The sequence below is a fragment of the Aquisphaera insulae genome (assembly GCF_011064615.1).
In the GTDB taxonomy this organism is placed as follows: domain Bacteria; phylum Planctomycetota; class Planctomycetia; order Isosphaerales; family Isosphaeraceae; genus Aquisphaera; species Aquisphaera insulae.
On the sequence record NZ_JAALJH010000007.1, the window covers coordinates 16527 to 35884 of the forward strand.

Genomic DNA, 19358 nt, shown 5'->3' on the forward strand with positions numbered 1-19358 from the left:
GCAGCGTCATGAAGAAGATCACGCGGATCGGCGTCGGCGGGCCGGTGGGGTCGGGCAAGACGGCCATCGTGGAGGCGATCACGCCGAAGCTGATCGGCCTGGGGATCCGGGTCCTCATCATCACCAATGACGTGGTGACGACGGAGGACGCCCGGCACGTCCGGCGGACGCTCAAGGGGATCCTGATCGAGGAGCGGATCCTGGGCGTGGAGACCGGCGCCTGCCCGCACACGGCCGTCCGCGAGGATCCGAGCATGAACCTCGCCGCGGTGGAGGACATGGAGGCCCGCTTCCCGGATACCGACGTCGTCCTGATCGAGAGCGGCGGCGACAACCTCACCCTCACCTTCAGCCCGGCGCTCGTGGACTTCTTCATCTACGTCATCGACGTGGCGGCCGGCGACAAGATCCCCCGCAAGAACGGGCCGGGGATCAGCCAGTCGGACATCCTCGTCATCAACAAGACCGACCTGGCCCCGTACGTGGACGCCAGCCTGAAGGTCATGGAGGATGACTCGCGCGCCATGCGGGGCGAGAAGCCGTTCGTCTTCACCAACTGCAAGAGCGGCGAGGGGATCGACGAGCTCGTCCGCCTGATCCGCGACAATATCCTCTTCGACCTCGAGCCCGAGGGCGCCGGCGCGTGAGCGAGACCACGACGACGATGCCGGGCCCGGACGCGACGGCCTCGCCCCCTTACGACGAGCCCGAGCTGGACCCCTACCGGGACGAGCCGAGGCAGCTCCCGAGCGGCTCGCCGATGAAGGATGCGCGGCTGCGGCTCCGGTTCGAGCGGCGGGGCGAGCGGTCGATCCTCGCCGCGATGGAGCGGAAGGCGCCGCTGATCGTCCAGAAGGCACTCTACTGCGACGAGGCGATGCCGCGGATGCCCTGGGTGTTCATCATCACCAACTCCGGCGGCATCCTCCAGGGGGACCGCTACCGGATCCGGATCGAGGCCGGGCCGGGCGCCTGCGGGCACGTCACGACCCAGGCCGCGACCAAGATCCACGAGATGGACGCGAACTTCGCCGCGCAGGACCAGTCGATCGTCGTCGAGGAGGGGGCGTACCTGGAATACCTCCCGGACGCCGTGATCCCGTTCCGGCACTCGCGGTTCCTGACGCGGACCGCGATCGAGGTCCACCCGACGGCAACGCTCCTCTACTCGGAGATCCTCTGGGCCGGCCGCAAGCATTACCGCGGGGGCGAGAGCTTCGAGTACGACCTCTTCTCCTCCACGGTCCGCGCCGCGAGGCCCGATGGGGCGTCGCTGTTCGCCGAGAAGCTCGTCATCGAGCCGGGGAGGACCCCGCCCCGGGGCATCGGCGTGATGGGCGATCTCGACATCTTCGGCAACGTCATCCTGCTGACGCCGAAGGCCCACGCCGACCGGATCGCCGAAGCCTTCCCGACGGGCTCCGATTTCTCATCCGGCTGCGTGGACGGCGTCTCCCGCCTCCCCAACGACGCGGGCCTGATCTACAAGCTCCTGGCGAGCGAATCGGCCGTCGCGAGGGCCCGCGTACGGGCCTTCTGGGGCGTTGCGCGCCAGATGGTCGCCGGCCACCACGTCCCGCCGGCATTCCCCTGGAGTTGATCGACGCGGCGAGATGATGATTGATGATCGCATGAACGAGTTATGACGTGACGTTGGAATTGGGGGCGGGTCACCCCCCGCAAGGCGGCAAGGCCCCGATGGTGAGGGAAGGGGCTGCCTCCCGGGGCCGTGCGGCCTTGCGGGTCATGGGCCTCCATAAGGGATACGGAGGTGGAAGGACGCGATTGGCGAAGCAAGTCGACCGTGCGGGCCGGGCTCCTATTTCTGGCCCCAGAGGACCGTGCGGAGGCGGATGCTCCCCGCCGTGTCGGCCTCGAAGAAGCCCTCCTGGAACCATCGCGTCCAGCCTCGAGGCCGGCGAGTCTCCCGACGGACACCGTAGATCTTGCGACGCTTCTTGGCACTCATGGTCGCGCCTCCGTGGGAATGGCAAAGAACCGTTGAGACGATGTGAGGGCCCGTCGTGTGCTCCCGAGCGGGCCCGTCAGGTCATTAAAGCAACACCGATACCACAGACACCTTGATCCCGGAATCTGTTCGGATTTCGCCCGCGGGCCGATGGCGACGCCCCGCGCGGCTGCCGTAAAATGTTCTCCGTGTTAAGGATAAACGAAGCCCCCCGGGCAGGCATCAAGAGCGGGACGCGCGTGGATGCTCCGCGGTTTGGGGCGAAGAAATCCGCTCGATTTGTAAGCACTACCGCGCCGAGCCTGGGCAAGGTTACCGAGATGGGGGCCCGGGGGCGTGAGCACGAGCAGATCCGTTCACGACGCATGAGCAGGGACTCCGCGATGGGAAGCACAGCTCCGCGAATGGGGATCGCGCCGACGATGGGCGTGGCGCTGGTCATTCTACTCCTGGCCCCGGCCGGCCTTCAAGCGGCCGAGCCGACAGTCCGGGGCTCACGGAAGCCGCCCGAACAAACCCTAGCTCTCTGGTACGCGCGGCCGGCCAAGGAATGGCTCGAGGCGTTGCCCGTGGGCAACGGCCGGCTCGGCGGCATGGTGTATGGCGGCATCCTCTCGGAGCGGATCGCGCTCAATGACACCACGCTGTGGTCCGGCGGCCCCAAGGACGGGAACAACCCCGGCGCCCGGCAGGCCTTGCCGGAGATCCGCCGGCTCATCGCCGAGGGCAAATTCGCGGAAGCTCATCAGCTCGGCAAGAAGATGATGGGCCCCTACACGCAGACCTACTTGCCGCTGGGAGAGCTTGTCCTCAAGCTCCACGAGGGGGAGCCCGAGCCGGCGGAGGTCACGGACTACCGGCGCTGGCTCGACCTGGATCGCGCGGTGGCCCTGGTCGAGTATCGGATCGGCGAGATCTCGTATCGTCGCGAGGTCTTCGCTTCCCACCCCGACAACGTGCTCGTCGTCCGCCTGTCCGCGAGTCGCCCTGGGGCGCTGAACTTCACGGCCCGGCTCGGCAGCCGGCTCCATTTCAAGACGAAGGCTGACATCGACGAGTTGGTCCTTGATGGCAAGGCCCCCGCGCATGTCGACCCGAATTACTACAATCGCCCGAACCCGGTCATCTACCAGGACGACGGCGAGGGCATGCGCTTCCAGTGCCGGCTGCGGGCGACGGCCGACGGGGGGCTCGTGTCGGTTGATGACTCCTTCATCCGCGTCGAGGGGGCGACCTCGGCCTTGCTGTTCCTGGGCGAGGCCACCAGTTTCAACGGCTTCGACCGCTCGCCGGCACGCGAGGGCATGGACCCCGGGCGCGAGGCCAAGCGCCGGCTCGGCGCGGCCGTCGGGCAGGCTCATGAGGCCCTCCTGGCCCGGCACGTCGAGGACCACCAGGCCCTCTTCCGCCGCGTGGCGCTGGACCTGGGCGGCTCGCCCGCGGACGCCCCGCCGCTCCCCACGGATGAGCGTGTGAAGAAGTACGGGTCCGACGATCCGGCGCTGGTGCGGCTCCACTTCCAGTACGGCCGCTATCTCCTGATCGCCTCGTCCCGCCCCGGAGGCCCGCCGCCGAACCTCCAGGGAATATGGAACGACGAGATCCGCGCCCCCTGGAGCAGCAACTGGACGATCAACATCAATACCGAGATGAACATGTGGCCGGCGGAGGTGACCAACCTGGCCGAGTGCCACGAGCCTCTCTTCTGGCTGATCCGCGGCCTGGCCCTCAACGGCCGGAAGACGGCCGAGGTCAACTACGGCTGCCGCGGCTGGGTGTCGCACCACAACGCGGACATCTGGTGTCAGACGGCGCCCGTCGGCGACTACGGCGACGGCGACGCCACGTGGGCCCTCTGGCCGATGTCCGGGCCGTGGCTCTGTCAGCACCTCTGGCAGCACTACGAGTTCTCTCGCGACGTGGCGTTCCTCCGCGACACCGCCTATCCGCTCATGAAGGGCGCGGCGGAGTTCTGCCTGGACTTCCTCATCGATGACGGCAAGGGGCGGCTGGTGACGTCGCCCTCGACCTCGCCGGAGAACCAGTTCCGCACGCCCGACGGCAAGACGGCCGCGGTGGCGATGGCCAGCAGCATGGACCTGGAGTTGATCCACGACCTGTTCACCCACGTCATCGCCGCGACCAAGGTCCTGGACACGGATCCCGAGTTCCGTTCGAGGCTGGAGGCGTCGCTCGCGAAGCTCTACCCGCTCCAGGTCGGGCCCGACGGCCGGTTGCAGGAGTGGTTCCGGCCGTTCGAGGAGCCGGAGCCGCATCACCGGCACCTGTCGCACCTCTGGGGGATGTACCCGGGGTCGCAGATCGGCCGCGGGACGCTGGAGCTGCGCGAGGCGGCCCGCAAGTCCCTGATCGGGCGGAGCGACGAGGGGACGGGCTGGTCCACCGGCTGGAAGGTCTGCCTCTGGGCCCGGCTGGGGGACGGCGACCACGCGCTCGCGCTCATCAAGCGGACTCTCCGCATCGGCCCCGGCGGCGTCCATCCGAACCTCTTCGGCAGCCACCCGCCGTTCCAGATGGACGGCAACTTCGCCTTCCCGGCCGGGGTCGCGGAGATGCTCCTCCAGAGCCATGCCGCCGACGGGGAGATCCACCTGCTGCCGGCCCTGCCGAGGGCCTGGCCGACCGGCTCGGTGCAGGGCCTGCGCGCCCGCGGCGGCTTCACGGTGGATATCGCCTGGAAGGACGGAACGCTCGCCTCGGCGGCGATCGCCTCATCGCTGGGGGGCACGGCGAAGGTCCGGCTCGGTGACCGGACGGTGGCGATCGATACCGTCAAGGGGGGGCGATACAACCTGGGCGCGACTCTCGCCCCCGTCGGCGGTCGTTGAGCCGTCGGCGGGGCAAAAGGGTTTGCCCGGTCCCCGCCCGCATGAGATAGTTGCGGGCGGAGAGCGTCGCCACCGACTTATCCCGGAAGGGGTCCAGCATGTCCGACCGCAAGAATCCCGCATGCCTCGGCCGTCGTGATTTCCTGGGCGCGGTCGCCGCGGCTCCGGCCCTGGGGGCCCTCGGGGCCAGCTACGTCTCGGCCCAGGAGCCGAAGGCCGCGGCGGCGGCAAGCGGAGTCGCGCCGGTGCACGTGCCCGTGATCGGCGATGGGTCGCTGGGGATCCCCGGGCCGTATCCGGGCAAGGTCGTCGAGGTTCGCAATCCCCGGATGATCGTGAAGGGCGTCAAGAGCCGGGAGGCCATCAAGCAGTCGGTGGACCGTGGCATGAAGGCGCTGACCGGCGCGGACGACGCCGTCTCCGCCTGGCGGCGGTTCTTCGAGCCGGGGGACGTCGTCGGCGTGAAGATGAACCCGGTGGGCAACCCCCTGGCCAATACCTCCAGCGAGCTGATGCTGGAGGTCATCGAGGGCCTGAAGGCGGCCGGCGTGAAGCCCCGCGACATCGTCGTCTTCGAACGCTACCGCGCCGAGTTCCTGGTCGCGAAGATGCACGAGGCCGTGCCCGACGGCGTCGAGTGGCTGGCCCTGGGGGCGGGATACAACGGCCGCCAGCTCGACCTGAAGGGGAAGGACGACCTGCCCGTGGACGACCTCTCCCACGTCACCGGGTATGACCCCGATGAGTTCGTGCACCTGGAGGCGGTGAACGTCGGCGAGGACCCGAAGGATGACCGGACCAGGCGGTCGCACCTGGGGCTGCTGGTCACGAAGCGGGTGAACAAGATCGTGAACCTGCCGGTGCTCAAGGACCACGGATCGGCCGGGGTGACGGGGGCGCTCAAGAACATGAGCCACGGCCTGGTGAACAACGTCTGCCGTTCGCACAGCACGCCGGATTCGAACATCTGCAATATTTTCATCCCGCAGGTGGTCTCGCACCCGATCATCCGCAGGAAGTGCGTCCTGAACATCATGGACGGCATCACGGGGGTCTTCCAGGGGGGCCCCGGCACCGGCAAGGTGGAATGGACCTGGGAGAACAACGCCCTGATGTTCTCCACGGATCCGGTGGCCATGGACCACATTCTCCTCAGGCAGATCGACGCCAAGCGGAAGGAGAAGGGGCTGCCGCCGGTGGCCGCCTCCGGGCGGACGGCCTCCGATCCCCTGGGCGCCGAGGGCTTCGACGTCCGCCAGCCGCAGCACATCCGGCTCGCCGGGTTCCTCGGCCTGGGCCTCTTCGAGCTGAACTCGCCCCGGGGGCGGAGGTTCTCCGTCCAGCACACGGCGATCGACGTGTCGTGATCGCATCGCACGCGTCACCGCCACGAAAGGCGAACCGCACCATGGGAACGCAAGTCGCCCGCCGAGAAGCCACCATCGTCAACACGTACGGCCTGCACATGCGGCCGTCCACCCGGTTCGTGAAGCTCGCCGGCACGTTCCAGTCCGAGGTCTGGGTGGAATTCCACGGCGCCCGAGCCAACGGCAAGAGCCTGCTCGAGATGACCTGCCTCGCCGCCGAGCGCGGGGCGACCATCGAGATCGAGGCCCACGGTCCCGACGCCGAGCGGGCCGTCGGGGCCCTGGCGGAGCTCGTCGCGGCGGGATTTCACATGGATGATGAAACGGCGGAGAACTGACCACGGAGACTTGGCGCGGCCTTTCGGCCGCGTCAAGGTTGGTCTTTCTGCCGGCGGAAGACCATGAGGGTCTGAGGCGAGCCCGGCTCGGCCTTGAACTCCGTCGGTCGGGGCTTGTCGGGGTCGGCCATGCAGAGGGTGAGCTCGTCACCTTCCTGCTTGTAGATGCCGAGCACGCGTTTTCCCTTCGAGGGTCCGCCATCGGGGAGGACGTCGATCGTCTTCACGTCCTTGCCGTCGGAGGGCTGCACGCCCAGGACGAGCTTCGTGCCGGCGAAGCTCTTGCCGTCGCGCTTCCAGACGACGTGATCGGCCTCGACGGTCCGCGTGATCGTGCGGACGATCCCCGCCGGAGTCTGCTTGCCGTCGCGGCGGAAGGAGACGGCGATCCAGGTGCCGGCCTGGGCCTTGAGCGCGGCTTCGTCGTTCCGCTCGCCGGCCGGCTCCTGCGCGGGGAGTAGGCCCGCGCAGAGCAGGATGGCGATGGGAACGAGGGACCGGGCGGCCGGCCCCGGGCGTCCCACGAGGCACATCATCCGAAGAGCCGCGTCACGGCCTCGGCCTTGACGAGCTCCCTGGGCTGGTTCAGGTGGTTGAGGACGATGGTGGCCGGGTCGATGCCGAAGGCGTGGTAGATCGTCGCCAGCAGCTCGCCGGGGTGGACCGGGTCGGCCAGGGGGGCGGAGCCGGTCTTGTCGGACTGGCCGTGGACGTGGCCGCGCTTGATCCCGGCGCCGGCGACGACCGCCGTGTAGCAGTACGGCCAGTGGTCGCGGCCGTCGGCGCTGTTGCCGTTGCCGGAGGTGCTCACGCCCTTCTGCGGGCTGCGGCCGAACTCGCCGACGGCGACCACCAGGGTCTCGGCGAGGAGGCCGCGGCGGTCCATGTCGATGAGCAGCCCGGAGAGGCCCTGGTCGAGCATCGGGCCGGAGCGGTCGCGCATCCGGTTGGTGAGGTCGACGTGGTGGTCCCACGAGTGGTTGTCCGAGTTGGCGACCTTGGGCCAGACGACCTCCACGACCTTGGTGCCGGCCTCGACGAGGCGGCGGGCCAGCAGGCAGCTCTGGCCGAAGGTGTTCCGGCCGTACAGGTCGCGGGTCTCCGCGTTCTCGGCCTGGAGGTTGAAGGCCTCGCGCGCCTTGCCGGAGACGACGAGGCTGAGGGCCTGGTCGTAGTACTCGCCGAGCTTGTAGTCGGAGACGGCCTGGTCGATGGATTTCATCCCCGCGTTGAGGGCGTCCCGCAGCTTCGCCCGGCGCTGGAGGCGGAGGGCGAAGACCTCCGGGCGGAGCTTGAGGTCGTCCACCTTGATCCGGTCCATCTTGGTCATGTCCATGTCGTCACCCTCCGGGTAGAGGGTGTACGGGTCGTACGCCTTGCCGAGGAACCCGGCGGTGCCCCCCTTGCCGACGACGCCGCTCTCCTGGAGCGGGCGGGGGAGCATGACGAACGGCAGCATCGGCACGGTCTGGGGCCGCAGGCGGACGATCTGCGAGCCGAAGTTGGGGAAGTCCTTCGGGCTCGGGGGCTCGAGCTGGCCCGACGGGCTGACCTTGTCCGTCGTGTAGCCGGTCATCATCTGGTAGATCGCGGCCGTGTGGTTGAACAGGCCGTTGGGCGTGTAGCTCATCGACCGGATGAACGTGAACTTGTCCGTGACCTGCGCGAGCTTCGGCAGGACCTCGGTGACGTCCATGCCGGGGACCTTCGATTGGATCCGCTTGAAGACGCTGCGGACGTTGTCCGGGACGTTGTCCTTCGGGTCCCACAGATCCAGGTGGCTCGGCCCCCCCTGGAAGTAGACCATGATGATGTTCTTGGCCTTCCCCCACCCGGGCCCGCCCCCCTTGCCGCCGACGGCGTCCGCCTCCGCGGCGCGTGCCGACGTCGCCCGGAGCTGGAGCATCGAGCCGAGGCTCAGCCCGAGCAGTCCGGATCCCCCCACGCGGAGGATGTCGCGTCGGGTCATGCCCAGCTCCGGGTCACACAGATCCTTGCCGGCCTGTCCGGGGACGATGATCATGGCGGGGGTCCTGGTTGGGGGAAGTTGGGGCCTACGATTCGAATCCGGGCGGAAAGGGTTCTGCATTCACAGGCTATTAGAGAGCGGAAGGGACAGGATCCTCGAATTCCATGTTGGAGAACGATTTCCCCTTCTCCGAGCCATCGAGCAGGACGAGCATGCTGATGTCTTGCTGGGATTCTTCCGGGAGCAAAGCCAAATAGCGCCAGACTTGATCGTTTCGCTCAACCCGACTCATCCCTCGGAACGCCGGATCGACGATCCGGATCCGGACGGAGACCGAATTCTGCCGGTAAAGATCGACGGAAGCTCCGGGGTGATCGGCCTCATACTGTCGAAGGATGCCGATGATCTGATCAAGGATCTCATCGGCCTCGCCTCTGAGGAGCCTGACGCCCATTTCACAACCTGCCTTTCGCCCATTGGATGAGCCGCCCGGCTGCGTCCAGAAACGCCTTCGCTTCATGCTCATGCAGCGTCGCTGGCTCGTATCGGAGATCAGTAGACCAGGTATCGACAAGCGTAAAGTCCTGGATCACCGTCGTCGGCAGGGAAGCCCCTCCTCTCAGGCGATACGTCTGCCTCAGCCAATTGTAATCATGGGCGCGAGCCCCGCGGAAGGAATGGAGAACTTCCTGAGTGTCGGTCGGTGCAACGACGGCGAGGATGAGGGACTTCAAGGCGCACTCGATGCTGTAGCCTGCGAGGTAAACCGCACCGGTTGGATGATCGGCCTTCTGAAGCACCTCGGCTTCGACGAATCGTTGTCCCGCACAGCGATAGAACTTCCTTGCTTCCTTGGAACGGGGATTTGCCATAAGGTCGAGAGCTTTTAATCGACAGCGATCAATGATTGAACAGGAAGGCCGGGCTGTTGATCAAGGCCCAGGCGACGTCCTGCGCGGCGGTGAGGCGGCGGGAGGCGGCCTGCTGGATGCTCTGCTCGACGTCGTGGCGGAGCTGCTGGAGCGACGGGTCGGCCGCGACCGGGAGCTTCGCCTGGTCCACCTGGGCGCGGAGGGCGGCCAGTCGGGCGTCCTCGGGGAGCGGGGCCCGGCTGGCGTTCAGGGCGTCGGTCTTCGCCCTCAGGTCCGTGTCCATGGCGCGGAGATAGCCCATCAGCAGGTCCTTCTGGGCCTGGGGGCGGACCTCCGGCGCGACGGCGAGGGCGGCGCGGAGCGGCTCCGCCAGGTCGAGCCCCGGCGCGGGGGCCTTCGTGACCGAGATCCGGAACCGGCCGAGCTGGTAGACCCGGCCGCCGTACTTCTGATGCAGCTTGATCGTCAGCAAGGTGCCGCCGGGGTTCCCCGCGGGGGCCTTCGTCTCGAAGGTCGCCCAGTGGATCATCCCGGTCCTCGGCGAGACGGCCCAGCCGTTGTCGCCGTCGTCGGTGCCGTCGATCGCCTTGGAGACGTCGAAGCCGCCCTGGCTGAAGTCCGCCTTCGCGTTCTGGAGCGGGATCGGTGCCGCCTTGGCCGGCTCGGCCTTCGGCGCGGCCGAGAGCTGGATCTCGGAGAGGACGAAGTTGCCGTCGGGGGCGCGGCCCGGGCCGTTGACCGGGAATCTCGGATCCGGCAGCAGCTCCAGGCGGACGCCCGTGATCCCGACCAGGTCGGTCTCGGCGGCGATCGTGTACTCGTCCATGGCGATGTTGCCCGAGGCCACGATCGAGCCGTCGGCCTCCTTCGAGAGCTTCGTCCCCCCGGTCGCGGACAGGGCCTTCGGCTCCAGGACCGCCCAGCGGTTCACGATCGACCCGGCATGCTCCTTCTCCCAGGCCGCGAGCCTGGCCGGGAGCGTCGCCTCGTACGCCTTCAGGTCGGCCTCGAGCTTCGCCGTGGCCGCGGCCTTGTCCTTCTCCTGCCGGGCACGCTTCGGGGCCAGCTCCTTCTCGTACGAGCCGAGGGCGGCCTCGGCCCGGGCGATCGCCGCCAGCCGGTCGCGCTCGAGCTGCGGGCGCTTCAGCGCGTGCTCGAGCTCGTGCCTGGCCAGGTTCTCCGCGAGCTTGCGGTGGTCGTCGTCGATGGCCTTGAGGTCGGCCTCGCAGGTGGCGACCTCCGCGGCGGTGGCCGGGCGGTTGAGGACGCGGACGAAGATCTCGTCGATCAGCTTCGCGTCGTCGGGCTGGGTCGAGACCAGCGCCGTCAGCTCGTTGGCCGGGTCGGCCAGCGCGTCCGCCAGCGTGGGGCCGCTGACCAGCGCCATGACCGGGCCGAGCTGCATGCCGCTGGTCCGCTCGCACTCGCAGGCGCTCTCGCGGGGAGGCCGGCCGAAGGTGGTGAGGAAGCCGCTGGGGAGCTCCACGCCGGAGTCCGGCAGGGCCGCGGCGCGGGTCCCTTCGGGCACGCCGGGGATCTTCGATTTCGTCCCGGTCACCCGGTAGACCGCATCCAGGAGCACCTCCGCCGGCAGCCGCCGGGCGATCGCGTGCGAATAGTTGGTCTTGTCATCCTGGTTCCATTTGTTCGTCCCGACCGAGAGCTGATACGTCCGCGACGTGCAGATCAGGCGGACGACGTGGCGGACGTTGAAGCCGCTCCTGATGAACTCGTCGGTCAGGTAGTCCAGGAGCTCCGGATTCGTCGGCGGGTTGCCCGCGCGGATGTCGTCCAGCGGCTCGATGATGCCGACGCCGAAGAGATAGCCCCAGAGCCGGTTGACGTAGCTGCGGGCGAAGTAGGGGTTGTCCTTGGAGGTCAACCAGGCGGCCATGTCGGTGCGTCGGCTGGCGTGCTCCGGCTTCCGGTAGGCGCACGGGTAGGGGAACTTGGGCGCGGTGACCTGCTTGGTCCGGTCGTGGATCATCTCGCCGGAGCCGGTGTCGCTGACCATCTCGTAGAGGGGCTTGGGGGCCTCAACGTCGGTGCCGCCGACCATCCGGCCCTTGCTCTCGGGGTCCCCCTTCAGGCCCACCTGGGCGAAGAAGGCGGCCGTCTGATAGTACTGGTCCTGGGTCCAGCGCTCGAAGGGGTGGTCGTGGCACTTGTTGCAGTTGAACCGGACGGCCAGGAAGAGCTGGGTGGTGTTCTCCATGATGGCCGAGGGCTCGCGGAGCACCTTGAAGTAGGCGGCCGGCGGGTTCTCCCGGTTCGAGCCCGAGGCCGTGATGATCGCCCGGGCGAACTGGTCGTACGGGGTATTCGCCGCGACCTGGCCGCGGATCCAGGCCCGCAGGCCGACGGCGCCGTCGACGTCCAGGAACTTGCGGTTCACCTGGAGCAGGTCGGCCCACTTGTTGGTCCAGTAGTCGACGTACTCGGGCGAGCCGATCAGGCGATCGACGAGGGCCTCTCGCCTGGCCTTCGAGTCCCGCGAGTCGGCGAGGAAGGCCCTCACGTCGGCCGCGGTCGGCGGCAGGCCGGTGAGGTCGAGGGACGCCCGGCGGATGAACTCCTCGTCGGTGCAAAGGCCGGAGGGGAGGGTCTTCATCCGCTTCCACTTGGCGGCGGTCAGGTCGTCGATCTTGCCGTAGGAGGGGGGCTGGGACCAGGCGAAGTCGCCGCGGTCCCCCATGACGGTGAGCGTCGTCGAGGCGTAGGCCCCCTCGAACCGCGCGAGGATGGGCGCCTCGCCGCGGCGGAGGGCGGTCATCACGCCGGACCTGCCGGCGGAGGCCACTTCCATGTTGCCGGTCTCCAGGAAGGCCTCGCGGGAGACGTCACGGACCTCGCCGTTGGCGTAGGTCGCCATGACCCGGAGCTGCTGCTTCGAGCCGATCCGCGGGAGGATCGGGTTGACGGGCGTGACCTCGATCTTCGCGACCCGCGGGGTGGTCAGGTCGAGCTTCGCGCCGTCGGCGATCCAGGCGCGGAGGGTCTCGTAGTACGGCTCTCCCCCCTGCATGAGGACGCCGCCGACGTGCGGCACGGCGCCGGTCGGCTTGGTCAGCATCATGCTGTCCTCGGGCGAGGCGAGGTTGACGTGCCGGCCGGCGTTGTCGTCCACCAGCGCCCGGACGTCGAAGAGCGGGTCATAGCCGCGGAGCGAGAGCTTGAAGCCGTTCTTCCCCTGGGCCGAGCCGTGGCAGGTCCCCTGGTTGCAGCCCAGGCGGGAGAGGATCGGGTTGACGTCGTGGACGAAGTCCACCCGCGAGGGCCGGCCCATCCCCTCGACCGACACGGGCACCGCGACCGACTTGCCGGCCAGGCGGAGCGTGATCGTCCCCTTGCCGTCCTTCAGCGGACGGACCAGGCCCGACCGCGTGACGGATGCGAAGTCCGAGCTGATCTCGGGCTCGACCATCCGGGTCGCGTCCACCGACTCGCCGCCGGCGAGCCGGCCGGTGACGAGCATCTGGACGTAGGCGAACTTGCCGGAGAGCGCGACCTGCTTCGGTTCCACCTCAAGCGCCGCGAGCTTCGCCCCGGCGGGGAGCGTCTCGGTCTCCACGGCCTCCTCGGTCCGCGGCGCGACCATGCCGGCGGTGGCCGCCTGCGAGGGCTTCGCGGGGGTGGCCGTCACCGGCGCGAACTCCTTGACCAGCTTGCCGGACTCCGCGTCGATCAGCCGGATCAGGCCGTCGCCGCCGGCCGCGGCGAGGACCTTGCCGTCGGGCCGGAACGAGACCGTGTAGACCGCCGCCTTCGGCACCTTGAAGCCGGAGATCTTCGTCACGCCCTGCTTGTGGTAGGCGTCCAGCGCGGCGGCCTCCGCGGCCGACCGCGACGTGACCACCTTCTCGTTGATGGCCTTGATGTTCGCCGGCAGCGCGGTGTCGAACTCGTAGCCGTAGACCGTGACCTCGCCGGAGGCGCCGTCCAGGCTGCTCGCCGCGGCGATCCGCTTGCCATCGGGGCTGACGGCGACGCTGCAGACCCGGCCGGGCAGGGCGGGCAGCTCGCGGATCAGGTTCGAGTCGTCGCCGATGACCCGCGAGGTCAGGCGGAAGAGGCGATACACCTTGGGCTCGCCGTCGGAGCCCCCCACGACGATCTCATCCCGCGACGGATGCCGCGCCACGGCCGAGAGGCCCCCCTTGAGCGCGCCGGGGGTGATCGACGTGATGTTGTCCACGAACCGCTGGGTGGCGAACTCGGTGAGCTTAGCGGCCATGTCGCGGCCGACCGAGACCAGGTGCGACCCGTCCTTCGAGAAGACGGTGTCCAGGGCCCAGTCGCTGTGGGCGCCCAGGAAGAGGACCTGCTCGCCGGACTTCGCGTCGATCGCGCGGACGGTGTTGTCCGCGCAGCCGAAGGCGAGCTTCGATCCGTCCGGCGACCAGCTCACCCCGAAGACCGTGTCGGACGTGACCGGGACGGAGAGCTTGAGGGCCCTCTTCTCGACGTCCCAGACCTGGACCTCGCCCATCCGGGCGGGGCGGCCGCCGGTGACGGCCAGCCGCTTGCCGTCGGGGGAGAACGAGAGCGACTCGACGCGCTCGGAGAGCCCCACCAGCCGAGCCACCGGCGCGGAGCCGTCCGCCTTCCAGAGGAGGACCTCGTGGAAGCCGGCGACGGCCAGGGTCGAGCCGTCGGGCGAGAAGGCGATCGCGGGGATCACCGGGAGGCGGGTGTAGACGGGCGGGTGATCCCTGTCGTATCGCGGCCCGGCGCTCGGCGGCGAGTCGTCGATGGCCCCCTGGGCGATCCAGCGCGCGATCAGGTCGATTTCCGAGGCCGCGAGCGGGGCCCTGTCGCGGGGCATCTCCGCCTTGCCGTCATGCGGCGTGATGAGGCCGATGAGATGGCTCTTCGCGGGCTTCCCCGGGACGATCGCCGCCTCCGCGGATTCACCCCCCTTGACCAGCCGGTCGAAGGCCGTCATCACATAGGCCCCGCCGGCCTTGGCCGGTTGGTGACAGCCCTGGCAGTGGACCTGGAAGATGGGCCGTACCTGCCTATCATAGCTGACCTTCGCTTCCGCCGCCGACTTCGGCGCCTCGCCCGACTTCTTCCCCTTCTCGTCGAGGGCCATGGCCGGCGCGGCCAGGATCAGCAGGGTCCAGGCGAGGCTCGCCGGGGTGAAACTTCTGGGCAGGCTCATCGGGGAGTGCTCCTCAGCCAGGGTTCTCGACTCTCGGTGAGCAGGTCGGTGGCAGTCGCTCGTGGAGGAACGCGGATCGCGAGGCGGGGCGGACTCGGTGTGATCGAGCCGATCACCTTCTGCAAGTTCGGAGGGCGGGTCCCCGGACGGGAATCGTTATAGCTCGTATCCCATCGGAGGGGGCAGCGGACATTGACCCAGCATATTCTACCATGCGACGCCGCATGGGATGCAAACGGATTTGCGGTCGATTCGGCGATTCGCGGCCCGTGCCCCGGGTCGTGGATTTGTGGAGAGTGGACAGGGGGGATGCCCCGAAGGCAACGGAGAGGCATGGGCGGGGAGGGGCCCGCCGGATACCGGGGCGAGGCACCTCGCCAATGCCCGCCGGATATTGCCGGCGGGCTTGCCACATCAGGGACCGACATCGCTGGGTGCCGCGGAGCTCGCCCGCTCGGCGGCGTGCAACGCGGTTCGCGGCCCGGAGCGACGCCGTGTCCGCGCTACTCGTCGAACCCCCGCTCGATGAGGCTCATGATGGCGTCGAGCGCCTCTCGGGCCTCCGGTCCTTCGGCGTGCACCTCGAGGTTCGAGCCGCAGTCCGCGGCCAAGGTCATCAGGTCGAGGACGCTCGCGGCGTTGACCGCTCGACCGTCGCGACTGATCCGGACCTCGGCGCGGAACCCCCGGGCGAGCGCCGCGAGCCGCCCGGCCGCACGGAGGTGCAATCCCGATCGGTTCTTGATCGCGACGATGTGCCGCGACTCTTCCCGCGCGTCGTCGCCTCGCCCCCTCCCGGGCGTGCGCGCGTGCGTCGGGGATTTCAACAAGTCAAGGAGCGTCATCATGGCGTCGCCGTCCAGGGGCTTGATGAAGTGGCGGTCGAATCCGGCGTTTCGGCTGCGGCGGAGGTCCTGCTCCCGGCCGTAGCCCGAGATCGCGACGATGACCATGTCGCCCGGGCATTCGCTCCTCAACCTCGTGGCGACCTCGTAGCCGTCCATGCCCGGCATGCCGATGTCGAGGAGCACGACGGACGGGCTGAACCGATTCGCGGCCTCGATGGCCCGACGGCCGTCGAGGGCGACCTCCACGCGATATCCGTGGAGCCGAAGCAGCAGTGACATGCTCTCGACGTTATCACTGTCGTCGTCAACGACCAGGATGATATCGCCCTTGGGGGCCCCATCGAGTGGGTGATAACTGGGAGTGTTCATATCATGCAATGGAGGCTCGATTCGATGCGATCGGTTGCCGGGGTGCCTCCACCCTGCGACGCGCCGCCTCACGAATGGCCTCCATGCCGCCGGCGTGCTGGGCTACACGGCCTGGCGAGGATGATCTCACTCCCGGTCGAAGCGAAGGGCGATTATCGGGCCCTCGGGGCCGTGGCCGGTATCGGGATTGGCGGGAAAATGGAGGTGGTTTTCCCCGACAATCGGGACGCTCAACCGCCCGTCAGCCATCCCCGACGGATTGCATGGCCGACGATGTCCGCGCGGCTCTTGAGGCCCAGCTTGTCCATGCCGCGGGCCTTGTGGGTCTCGACGGTCTTGACGCTCACGTCGATTTGGGCGGCGATCTCGCGGTTGGTGTAGCCGCGGGAGATGAGGCGGAGGACCTCCCCCTCGCGGTCGCTGAGCGGCTCCGCGGGCGGCGTCTCGTCGGGCGGCGAGGCCTCGGCATCTTTGAGCAGCTCGGCGGCGAGCGCGGGGTCGACGTAGGCGCCGCCCCGGGCGATCACGCGGATGGCATGGATGAGCTCGTCGGCGGCCGCGCGCTTGAGGAGGTAGCCGGAGGCACCCGCCTGGAGGAGCTGCCGGACATAGCTGCGATCCTCGTGGACCGTCAGGGCCAACACCCGGATCCGCGGCCGTTCGCCGAGGATCCGTTCGGTCGCCGCGATGCCCCCCAGGCCGGGCATGGAGACGTCCACGACGGCGAGGTCGGGTTCCAGGTCTGCGGCCAGGAGGCAGGCGGCCTCGCCGTCCTCCGCCTCGGCGATCACTTCCATGTCGGGCTGGGCGTCGATCAGGGCCCTGAGCCCCGCGCGGACCAGGTTGTGATCGTCGGCCAGAAGCACGCGCAGCCTGTCACCCATGATGCCCCTCCGGAGGTCCTTGCAGGGGGACGCGGATTCGGACGATGGTCCCCCCGAACTTCCCCTCGCCGCCGCCCGACTCGATGAGGAAGCTGCCCCCCAGCAGGGCCACGCGCTCCCGCATGCCGAGCACCCCCAGGCTGCGAGATCCGTGCCCGGACCGGTCGAGCGGGGAGAGGTCGAATCCGCGGCCGTCGTCCTCCACCAGGGCGGTGAGTTCGCCCCCGTGGCGTTCCACGATGACGCTGACGTGCCGGGCGGCGGCGTGCTTGACGACGTTGTTGAGGGCCTCCTGGACGACGCGATAGACGGCGGTCTCGACGTCCGGGGGGAGCCGTTCGCCGTCGAGCCCGGGCGACCGGAAATCGGCCGCGATCCCCGTCCGTTCCGACCATCGGGCGACGTAGGTGGCCAGGGCCGGCCCCAGGCCGATGTCGTCCAGGGCGGTGGGACGCAGTTCGATGGCCAGGTCGTGCGACTCGCGGCCGAGCCTGTCGACGATCGCCTCGGCCTGGATGAGCCGGCCGCGTCCCGGCGAATCCGGGGGGACGACCCGCTCCAGCGCTTTCAAGGAGAGGATCAGGGCGGTCAGCTCCTGGCCGAGCCTGTCGTGCAGCTCTCGCGAGATCCGCCGCCGCTCGTCTTCCTGCATCGACACGGCGCGCCGGAGCAGGTCGGCCCGCGCGGCCGCCGCCTCCTGGAGCGCCGCATTGGTCGCCTCCAGCTCGCTGGTGCGCTCGGCGACGCGGCGTTCCAGCTCGTCGCGTGCCAGGCGGAGGGCGCCCTCCGCCTCCTTCAGGCTCGTCACATCGAGGCACACGCCCGACATGTGGCCGGATGAGTCCTCGGCGTCGCCGAAGATGTCGCCCTGATCTCGGAGCCAGCGCACCCGGCCGTCCGACAGGACGATGCGGAACTCGACGTTCAATGGGCGTCCGCGCGAGGCGGAGTCGCGGAACGTCGCCTCGACCCGCTCGCGGTCGTCCGGATGGATGGACCGGGCCAGGAAGTCGCCGAACGGTTGCCTCGATTCGACCGGCTCTTGACCTAGCAGGCGGTTGAGGTTCGCGTCGCGGGTATGCATGTCGGTGGTCACGTCCCACGTCCAGATCCCCATCCTGGCCGCCGACAGGGCGAGCTGGAGCCGTCCTTCGCTCTCCCGCAGGGCATCCCTCGCCTCGACCGCGTCCTCCATCACGTTCAGGGCGGCCCGGCGGGCGGCCCGCAGCTCGGTGACGCGCTCGACCAGCTCGGCCCGGGTGAGGTCGAGCGCACGCCGTTCCTCCCGGCGCCGCTGCTCGGCGCCGGCCCCCTCCCCGCGGGGCGTGACGAGCTCCTCGTCCAGCGATCGGCCGAGCTGGCGGTCCCACGCATCCGGGTCGAGCGCGAGGGCCTCGGCCAGGCGCTCGTTGATCGCGAGGAGGTACTCGATGTCGTCCTCGAGCCGCCGGCCGTTCTGGACCTGGGACCAGAAATGGGCCGTGCGTACGAAGGCGAGGAAGTTGAGCACGGACTGGAGCCTGGCCTCGCCGAGGGAGCGGCAAAGGGCGTCCAGGCAGCCCTCCAGGTCCGGGGTGCCGAGGAAGATGTGGGAGGCGCATGCGAAGACGGCCTCCTCGTCCGGCGAGCCCGGGCCCGGGAGCTCGGCGAGCTTGCCGCCGTCGAGCAGCCGCCCCCGCAACGAGCCGAGATCGGCGCCGCGCGGGAACGGCCGGCGGACCAGGCGGATGACCTCCGCGGCCGACTCGACGGGCGACGCCGCGTCGCCGGACGGGGTCCCCAGGCCGATCAGGAAGCCGACATGCCGGGCGATGCGGTATCGGACGTCGCAGAACCGCGAGAGGGAGACGAACAGCCGCTCCTTGAAGAGCGGCGGGAGGGGGTTGTCGAGGTACACGAAGGTGGCGAAGCCCTGGAGCGCGGCCGCGATCTCCGGGTTATCGGACGGAGAGCCGGACGAGTTCGGCGGGACGCCGAATCGGCGCTCGACTTCCGCCCTGAGGGCTCCCCCCCAGTCGCCCTCGCCGCCAGCCGGCTCAACCGTCATTGTCCCCCCCAGCCTCGAAATCGAGCGAGTATTTCGCGGCCCCTCCCGCCCGTCGGAGCAGTTCGTTGACCTCCCGCTTGAGCTCGATCATCCGCGATTCGCGCGCCACCATCGCGCGGTTGAACCGGGTCAGCTCGTCGATGTTCTCCCGCAGCGTCGCCGCCGCCTGCGCCCGCTCGAGCGCCTCCCAGGTCCGCTCGGCCGTCTCCCGGACCAGGTAGAGGTCCGTCTCGGTCCAGGCCCGGGGCTTCGAGTCGTGCACGCCGAAGGACGCCACCCAGCGGCCCCCCCTGACCAGGCCCACGCCGAGGATCGCCCGGGAGCCGGCCCCGATCAGCGCCCGCCGCTCCGCGTCGGAGAATCGGGGGTCGGACTCGACGTCATCGAGGACGAACGGCTCGCCCCGCCGCAGCGCCTCGGCCGCCGCGGCGCCGAGGGCCTCGATCGGGATCCGCCCCGCCAGCGGGGGGACGCCGCTCGCGTAATCGCGTCGGATGTAGGCCCATGCCCCGTCGATGATGTCGCAGTAGAACGCCCGCGAGACGCCGAGGTGCTCGCCGAGGATCCGCGCGGCCGCCTCCGGGATCTCGAGCGGATCGGCCAGCGGCCGCAGCGCATCGCTCACCCTCAGGAGGAGCGCCTGCCGCCCCTCGCTCTCCCGCAACGCCTCCTCGGCCCGCTT

General features: G+C 69.3%; 15 protein-coding genes. 6 read left to right on the forward strand and 9 right to left on the reverse strand.

The features are described from left to right. Positions 1–8: 8 nt before the first annotated feature. Complete coding sequence (ureG, locus tag G6O54_RS06225) at positions 9–647, forward strand: urease accessory protein UreG (RefSeq protein WP_165221672.1); 639 nt, start codon at positions 9–11, stop codon at positions 645–647. A 17-nt stretch (positions 648–664) separates the two neighbouring features. Then, on the forward strand, positions 665–1600 hold the full coding sequence (locus tag G6O54_RS06230; RefSeq protein WP_165222104.1) for an urease accessory protein UreD: 936 nt from the start codon (positions 665–667) through the stop codon (positions 1598–1600). Between the two features lie 219 nt (positions 1601–1819). Here G6O54_RS06230 and G6O54_RS06235 read toward each other — a convergent pair whose 3' ends face one another. Then, positions 1820–1969, reverse strand: a complete 150-nt coding sequence (locus tag G6O54_RS06235) for a hypothetical protein (protein WP_165221675.1) — start codon at positions 1967–1969, stop codon at positions 1820–1822. A 383-nt stretch (positions 1970–2352) separates the two neighbouring features. Here G6O54_RS06235 and G6O54_RS06240 point away from each other — a divergent pair, with 383 nt between their 5' ends. The 3 genes from G6O54_RS06240 to G6O54_RS06250 all read left to right on the forward strand — a co-directional run bounded on the left by G6O54_RS06240 (position 2353) and on the right by G6O54_RS06250 (position 6523). Further along, positions 2353–4818 (forward strand): glycoside hydrolase family 95 protein, encoded by a 2466-nt coding sequence (locus G6O54_RS06240; RefSeq protein ID WP_165221678.1) that lies wholly within the window; start codon positions 2353–2355, stop codon positions 4816–4818. A gap of 98 nt (positions 4819–4916) precedes the next feature. Beyond that, positions 4917–6185: a DUF362 domain-containing protein gene (locus G6O54_RS06245; protein ID WP_165221681.1), complete on the forward strand. Its 1269-nt coding sequence runs from the start codon at positions 4917–4919 to the stop codon at positions 6183–6185. A 41-nt stretch (positions 6186–6226) separates the two neighbouring features. Next, positions 6227–6523: an HPr family phosphocarrier protein gene (locus G6O54_RS06250; RefSeq protein ID WP_165221684.1), complete on the forward strand. Its 297-nt coding sequence runs from the start codon at positions 6227–6229 to the stop codon at positions 6521–6523. Positions 6524–6555: 32 nt separating this feature from the next. On the opposite strand, the gene G6O54_RS06255 is transcribed toward G6O54_RS06250, so the two are convergent. Together G6O54_RS06255 and G6O54_RS06260 are read right to left on the reverse strand one after the other, a co-directional pair. After that, positions 6556–7047, reverse strand: coding sequence for a TIGR03067 domain-containing protein (locus G6O54_RS06255; protein WP_165221687.1), 492 nt, complete (start codon positions 7045–7047; stop codon positions 6556–6558). A gap of 8 nt (positions 7048–7055) precedes the next feature. After that, positions 7056–8546, reverse strand: coding sequence for a DUF1501 domain-containing protein (locus G6O54_RS06260; protein ID WP_165221690.1), 1491 nt, complete (start codon positions 8544–8546; stop codon positions 7056–7058). Between G6O54_RS06260 and G6O54_RS38715 the strand changes: the two genes are divergently transcribed. After that, positions 8545–8976 (forward strand): hypothetical protein, encoded by a 432-nt coding sequence (locus G6O54_RS38715; RefSeq protein ID WP_165221693.1) that lies wholly within the window; start codon positions 8545–8547, stop codon positions 8974–8976. The two genes, G6O54_RS06260 and G6O54_RS38715, sit on opposite strands and share 2 nt — an antisense overlap. Here G6O54_RS38715 and G6O54_RS38720 read toward each other — a convergent pair. The 6 genes from G6O54_RS38720 to G6O54_RS06295 all read right to left on the reverse strand — a co-directional run bounded on the left by G6O54_RS38720 (position 8948) and on the right by G6O54_RS06295 (position 19340). Next, positions 8948–9364: a HEPN domain-containing protein gene (locus G6O54_RS38720; protein ID WP_165221696.1), complete on the reverse strand. Its 417-nt coding sequence runs from the start codon at positions 9362–9364 to the stop codon at positions 8948–8950. The genes G6O54_RS38715 and G6O54_RS38720 overlap by 29 nt on opposite strands. Before the next feature lie 28 nt (positions 9365–9392). Beyond that, a complete protein-coding gene (locus G6O54_RS06275; RefSeq protein WP_250846743.1) occupies positions 9393–14528 on the reverse strand; it encodes a DUF1549 domain-containing protein in 5136 nt (1711 codons plus the stop codon). A 503-nt stretch (positions 14529–15031) separates the two neighbouring features. Continuing rightward, positions 15032–15745: an HPr family phosphocarrier protein gene (locus tag G6O54_RS06280; RefSeq protein WP_256368970.1), complete on the reverse strand. Its 714-nt coding sequence runs from the start codon at positions 15743–15745 to the stop codon at positions 15032–15034. Positions 15746–15975: 230 nt separating this feature from the next. Next, positions 15976–16629, reverse strand: a complete 654-nt coding sequence (locus tag G6O54_RS06285) for a response regulator (protein WP_165221702.1) — start codon at positions 16627–16629, stop codon at positions 15976–15978. After that, positions 16622–18676 carry a sensor histidine kinase gene (locus G6O54_RS06290; RefSeq protein WP_165221705.1) on the reverse strand — a complete coding sequence of 685 codons (2055 nt, stop codon included), beginning with the start codon at positions 18674–18676 and terminating at the stop codon, positions 16622–16624. Before G6O54_RS06290 ends, G6O54_RS06285 begins: the two co-directional genes overlap by 8 nt. Next, on the reverse strand, positions 18666–19340 hold the full coding sequence (locus tag G6O54_RS06295; protein ID WP_165221708.1) for a GAF domain-containing protein: 675 nt from the start codon (positions 19338–19340) through the stop codon (positions 18666–18668). Before G6O54_RS06295 ends, G6O54_RS06290 begins: the two co-directional genes overlap by 11 nt. Positions 19341–19358: the final 18 nt, after the last annotated feature.